Source organism: Actinocrinis sp. (genome assembly GCF_035605935.1).
Lineage (GTDB): Bacteria > Actinomycetota > Actinomycetes > Streptomycetales > Catenulisporaceae > Actinocrinis.
Map to the genome: position 1 here is coordinate 1 of NZ_DATNGK010000133.1, position 6,387 is coordinate 6,387.

The window sequence follows — 6,387 nt, forward strand, 5'->3', positions numbered from 1 at the left end:
GGTACCTGCATCTGTTCGCGGCCGAGCAGCCGGACCTGAACTGGGAACATCCGCGGGTGCGGCAAGAGTTCGAGGACGTGTTGCGGTTCTGGCTGGATCGCGGCGCCGACGGCGTCCGCATCGACTCGGCGGCCCTGCTGACAAAGGACCGCACACTCGCCGACTTCGACCCCGAGGACCCGCCTACAGCGTCCTCTAAAAACCAGCATCCTTACACCGATCGCGATGATGTGCACGAGATCTACCGCTCGTGGCGCGCGATCGCTGATTCGTACCCTGACAAGCGCGCGTTGATCGGCGAAGTGTGGCTTCCAGACGCGCAGCGCTTCGCCAACTATCTGCGTCCCGACGAGCTGCATACCGCGTTCAACTTCGCGTTCCTCGGCTGCGCTTGGCGGGCCGACGAGCTGCGGCGCGTCATCGACGAGACGCTGACGATCCACGCACCGGTCGGCGCCCCGGCGACGTGGGTGCTGTCTAATCACGACGTCCCGCGCCACGTCACGCGCTATGGCCGCGCGGACACCTCGTTCAACCTGGAGTTTCGCCAGCTCGGCGTGCCCACGGATCTCACGCTCGGCACGCGCAGGGCGCGCGCGGCGATCCTGCTGTCGCTGGCGCTGCCGGGTTCGGCGTATATCTACCAGGGCGAGGAGCTAGGCCTGGAAGAGGTCGAAGACCTGCCGGACGCGGTGCGTCAGGACCCGATGTTCTTGCGCACCGCGGGCGCGAATCCGGGCCGGGACGGCTGTCGCGTACCGCTGCCGTGGTCCGGCCAGGAACCGCCGTTCGGCTTCAGCGCGACAACCGGGACAGCAACGGCGACGGGCATGGACGCGGCCGCGACAGCCGAACCCTGGCTCCCGCAGCCGAAGGCGTGGAAGGACGTCACGGTCGAGACTCAAGCCGGTGACCCGGATTCGATGCTGGAGCTCTATCGCGCGGCGCTGGCACTGCGCCGCAAATCAACACAGCTTGGCGACGGTCCGCTCACCTGGCTTTCCGCGCCGGAAGGCGTCCTCGCCTTCGCAAGGGACGCGAGAGACGACGCCGACGCCGGCGCGAGCACGGGCCCGTCGTTCATCTGCGTGGTCAACCTCTCCGGCGGTCCGATCGATCTCCCGGTGAACGGCACGGTCGCGCTGTGCAGCGGCGCGCTGGAGTCGGGATTGTTGCCGAACGATACAGCGGCGTGGCTGGTGCGGTGAGCCGTAGCATGCGGCCATGGCGAGTGTGATCAAGAATGTGTCGTTCGACGCCCGGGACGCGCTGAAGCTGGCGACCTTCTGGGCCGCGGCCCTCGGGACCGACGTCGATGAGGATTCGACGGTCGAGAAGGCGTTCGTGGAGGCAGCCGGTTGGGGCGGCCCGAACATCTGGTTCAACCGCGTGCCGGAGCCCAAGACCGCGAAGAACCGCGTCCACTTCGACTTGCGCGCCCCGGGGCGGATGGAGGATGAGGTTCGCCGGCTCGAGCGACTCGGCGCGAGCGTGCTGCGCCGCGACGAGCACATCACGAACATGGCGGACCCGGAAGGCAACGAGTTCTGCGTCGAGCCGGGTCCTGGACAGGCGTGAGGAGGACGGTGCGGAGTTAATGCCGCCGCGGGTTTGATGACCGCACCGGTGTGGCGCTGCGGGCGTGGCGATGGTCCCGGTTTAATGGCGCCGTGGATGATCGCGCGTGGGACACGGTGGCCCAGCTGGTGGACTGGCTCGACGGACACAATCGCGACAACGGCGTCACGCCGGAGACGACGCGCCTGCTTCGCGTGCTGAAGCTGTCCGAGGAGGTCGGCGAGACCACGCAGGCGGTGATCGGCGCGCTCGGCGCGAACCCGCGCAAGGGCACCACACACAGCTGGAGCGACGTTGAGCACGAGCTCTGCGACGTGATCATCACAGCCATGGTTGCCCTCGCATCGCTCAATCCGGACCCGCAGACGGTCTTTGCAGAGAGACTTAAGCACGTCGCGGCGCGGTCGCTCGGCTGAGATGAGGACGCACCGCAAGTCCCGGTACGAGTGGCGCGCGGAGCCGAGCAGCGCAACGAGGCGGCGGAGCGCATGCGGAAAACCGGATGACATCGCTGTACACACCGGGTGAGAATCCGCATTCATGGGCTATGTGGACGTAGCCGGGCTGCGGCATGTGCTCCCGGACGGCCGGGTGCTGTTCGCCGACGTCTCGTTCCGGGTCGGCGAGGGCGCGAAGGTCGCACTGGTCGGGCCCAACGGCGCCGGCAAGACGACTCTCCTGCGGCTGATCTCCGGCGACCTGCCGGTCAAGTCCGGGAGCGTCGCGCGGGTCGGTGGGCTCGGCGTGATGCGCCAGTTCATCGGCATGATCGGCGACTCGACTACCCTTGCGCAGTTCGCTCTCTCGCTCGCGCCGCCACCACTGCGGGAGGTCGGCGAACGGGTGGCCCGCGCCGAGTCCGCGCTGAGCTCCCCCGACTGCGCCGCCGGCGAGCGCGAGCAGATGCGGTACGCCAACGCGTTGACCGCATGGGGAGACGCCGGCGGCTACGAACTGGAAGTCGTGTTCGACACCGTGTCGGTCGCGGTGCTCGGCCTGCCCTGGGATGAGACGCGGAACCGGCCCGTGCGCACCCTCTCCGGCGGTCAGCAGAAACGCTTCGCGCTGGAGTTGCTGCTGCGCGGGACGGACGAGGTGCTACTGCTCGACGAGCCGGACAACTTCCTGGACGTGCCGGGCAAGCGCTGGCTGGAGCGTCGCCTCCTCGAGTCTCCGAAGACCGTGCTTTATGTCTCGCACGACCGCGAACTGCTGGCGAATACCGCCGATCGGGTGGTCGCGGTCGAGGGCGGCTCGGCCTGGACGCACGTCGGGTCGTTCGCCTCATGGCATGACGCGCGGGTGGCACGGCACGAGCGGCTGGACGAGCAGCGGCGACGCTGGGACGAGGAGCACGCCAAGCTCAAGGAGCTGGTGCGGATGTACCAGCAGAAGGCGTCGCACAACGCTGAGATGGCGACCCGGCTGCAGGCGGCGCGTACCAGGCTGGCGAAGTTCGAGCAGGCGGGGCCGCCGCCGATTCCGCCGCGCGAGCAGAACATCAAGATGCGGCTGGACGGCGGGCGCACCGGAAAGCGCGCGGTCATCTGCGAGCAGTTGGAGCTGGACGGCCTGACCAGTGCGTTCGACTTCGAGGTCTGGTACGGCGACCGGGTTGCGGTACTCGGCGCGAACGGCACCGGCAAGTCGCACCTGCTCCGGTTGCTCGGGCGCGGCGGCACGGATCCGGACCCTGCGATGCTGTGGCTCGACGCCTCGGGGGTCGAGCACGGTGATGGTGCGGAACCGGCGGCGGGAACGCAGGGGTTGGCGCCGGTGAGGCATCACGGGTCGGCCCGGCTCGGTGCGCGCGTCGTGCCGGGGCACTTCTCGCAGACGCACGACCGGCCGGAGCTGACCGCGCTCACGCTCGCCGAGATCCTTTGGCAGGGCGACGCTCGCCGGCCAAGCCTTCCCCGCGACACCGCTATGAGCGCGCTGAATCGCTACGAACTGGCGGCGCAGGGCGACCAGCGCTTCGAGACGCTTTCCGGCGGCCAGCAGGCCAGATTCCTGATCCTCCTGCTGGAGCTTTCCGGGGCCACGCTGCTGCTGCTCGACGAGCCGACCGACAACCTTGATCTGGCCAGCGCCGAGGCCTTGGAGACGGGGCTGTCCGGTTTCGAGGGCACTGTCATCGCCGTTACGCACGACCGCTGGTTCACTCGCTCCTTCGACCGGTTCCTGCACTTGGGTGCGGACGGGAAGGTCGCGCAGGTGCCAGAGCCGGTCTGGGACTGAGCTGGTCTGCGACTGAGCCGGCCGGGTCGGCCGGTCGCGGGTCTAGCCGGGTGACCTGGTTCGACCGGGTGGCGGGAGCGAACCGGTGCGTGATGGGATGGGCATAGATCGTCAAGCAACCGCCCTGGAGGCGTTCATTCATGGCACGGTTCAAAGTAGGCGTGCAGTTGCGGCCGCAGCACTGCGAGATGGCGCAGTTGCGCGCGGCGTGGAAGGAAGCCGACGCGCTCGGCGTCGACACGATCTGGACCTGGGACCACTTCTATCCGCTCTACGGCGACCCGGCCGGCGCGCACTTCGAGTGCTGGACGATGCTGGCCGCGATCGCCGCGGACACCTCGCACGCGCGGTTCGGTGCGCTGGTGACCTGCAACAGCTACCGCAATCCCGACCTGCTCGCCGACATGGCCCGCACGGTTGACCAGATCAGCGGCGGGCGGTTGATCCTCGGCATCGGCTCGGGCTGGTTCGAGCGCGACTACACCGAGTACGGGTACGAATTCGGCACCGCGCCGGAGCGGCTGCGGGCGCTGCGCGAGACGCTGCCGCGGATCGAGGCGCGGCTGGCCAAGCTGACGCCGTCCGGCGCGAACATCCCGCTGATGATCGGCGGAAGCGGCGAAAAGGTGACGCTGCGGATCGTGGCTGAGCGCGCGGACCTGTGGAACTCCTTCGGGCCCGCCGAGAACTTCGCGCACAAGAACTCGGTGCTCAACGAGTGGTGCGAGAAGCTGGGCCGCGATCCCGGGCAGATCGACCGCACCGTGATGATCGGCCCGGACGAGGTCGACAGCTTCGAGGATTACCTCAACGCCGGGGCGACGCACATCATCGTCGGCTCGGACGTGCCGTTCGAGCTCAAGGCGGTGGAGCGGCTGCTCCAGCACGCTCGCGGATAGTGCGGTGGCATCCGCTCGCGCTGAGACGCGCGGGCGGTGCGTTCGAGCGCCCTGCGAATCGATTTTCACGGATTCGCAGGGCGCTCATTTGTCATACAGCCTTGCTATACGGCAGCTGATAGCGGCGGCGTGGGGCGAGGCCTGGGAACGAAAGTTTCAGCTCGACGCTACTGGGACGACACGCTAGGCGCGGGTTGGGCCTGCGGGCGCGGGTCCCCAGGGCCAGGCAAGCGCTTCGACGATATTGCCAGCGGACTGCTTCGCTTCTACGCTCCCGGGCGCTACAGCAATCGAAGCGCTTCGACGGACCGACCCAGAGACCGGACGCAGGTTTCCTCCCGTGCGGCCTTCCGCCCGAGCGCGCTCGAACCAAGAAGGCGGAGGCTTTAAGACCCATGCGAAGAAGGTTCGTCCAGGCCGCGCTCGCCGCGGCCACGGCGGCCACGGCGGCGATCAGCCCGATCCTGGTGCAGGCCGCGGCCTCACCGGCGCAGGCGGCCACGCCGGCCACCACCGCGTACAACTGGAACAGCGTCGCGATCGGCGGCGGCGGCTTCATCCCGGACATCGTGTTCAACTCCGGGGCCGCGAACATCATCTACGCGCGCACCGACATCGGCGGCGTGTACCGCTGGAATCAGGGCTCGAGCTCGTGGACCCCGCTGATGGACTGGGTCGGCCAGTCCAACTGGGGCGACATGGGCGCCGTGTCCGTAGCGGCGGACCCGATCAACACCAGCAAGGTCTGGGCCGCGGTCGGGATGTACACCAACTCCTGGGACCCGAACAACGGCTCGATCCTGCGCTCCTCGGACCAGGGCAACACATGGACCGCGACCGCGCTGCCCTTCAAGCTCGGCGGCAACATGCCCGGCCGCGGCATGGGCGAGCGCCTGGCCGTGGACCCGAATGACGACAACGTGCTGTACTTCGGCGCGCCCAGCGGAAAGGGACTGTGGAAGTCCACTGACTCGGGCGTGACCTGGTCCCAGGTCGGGAACTTCCCGAACGTCGGCAACTACGCGCAGGACTCCACGGACACCACCGGCTACCTCAGCGACAACCAGGGCGTCACATGGGTGGCGTTCGACAAGGCGACCGGATCATCCGGCAGCCCCACCAAGACCATCTTCGCCGGGGTCGCGGACCTGCAGAACACTGTATATGAGAGCACTGACGGCGGCGCGACGTGGTCGCGGGTGGCTGGGCAGCCCACCGGATTCATGGCGCACAAGGGCGTCGTCGATCCGGTGAACGGCATTTTATACATCGCGACGAGCAACAAGGGTGGGCCGTACGACGGCTCGTCGGGTGACGTGTGGAAGTACACGCTGGCGACCGGGACGTGGACCCAGATAAGTCCGGTGAAGTCCTCTGACACGAGCAATGACTGGTTCGGATACAGCGGCCTGGCCATCGATGCCCAGCATCCGGGCACGATCATGGTCACCGGGTACAGCTCGTGGTGGCCGGACACGTTCATCTGGCGCAGCACCGACGGCGGCGCGACCTGGAAGCAGGCCTGGAACTACACCAGCTACCCGAACCGCGCCGACGCCTACACGATCGACGCCTCGGCGACGCCGTGGCTCACCTTCGGCACGACGACTCAGGAACCTGTCGAGTCACCGAAGCTGGGTTGGATGACCGAGGGCCTGGCGATCGACCC

5 protein-coding genes and 1 pseudogene are annotated in these 6,387 nt (G+C 68.1%); all 6 read left to right on the forward strand.

Annotated features, from left to right (window positions below; genetic code table 11):
- A partial coding sequence (locus tag VN779_RS11405) for an alpha-amylase family glycosyl hydrolase (protein WP_325722452.1) occupies positions 1-1,208 on the forward strand: 1,208 nt, incomplete at its 5' end.
- Between the two features lie 16 nt (positions 1,209-1,224).
- The gene (locus VN779_RS11410; protein ID WP_325722453.1) at positions 1,225-1,578 is read left to right on the forward strand and encodes a VOC family protein; all 354 of its coding nucleotides are present in this window, start codon (positions 1,225-1,227) and stop codon (positions 1,576-1,578) included.
- Positions 1,579-1,628: 50 nt separating this feature from the next.
- Positions 1,629-1,994, forward strand: coding sequence for a MazG-like family protein (locus tag VN779_RS11415; RefSeq protein WP_325722454.1), 366 nt, complete (start codon positions 1,629-1,631; stop codon positions 1,992-1,994).
- 124 nt (positions 1,995-2,118) lie between these two features.
- Positions 2,119-3,819, forward strand: coding sequence for an ABC-F family ATP-binding cassette domain-containing protein (locus VN779_RS11420; RefSeq protein WP_325722455.1), 1,701 nt, complete (start codon positions 2,119-2,121; stop codon positions 3,817-3,819).
- A 140-nt stretch (positions 3,820-3,959) separates the two neighbouring features.
- Positions 3,960-4,718, forward strand: a complete 759-nt coding sequence (locus VN779_RS11425; protein ID WP_325722456.1) for an LLM class F420-dependent oxidoreductase — start codon at positions 3,960-3,962, stop codon at positions 4,716-4,718.
- A gap of 395 nt (positions 4,719-5,113) precedes the next feature.
- Positions 5,114-6,387, forward strand: a pseudogene (locus VN779_RS11430) (xyloglucanase); the annotation flags it as partial.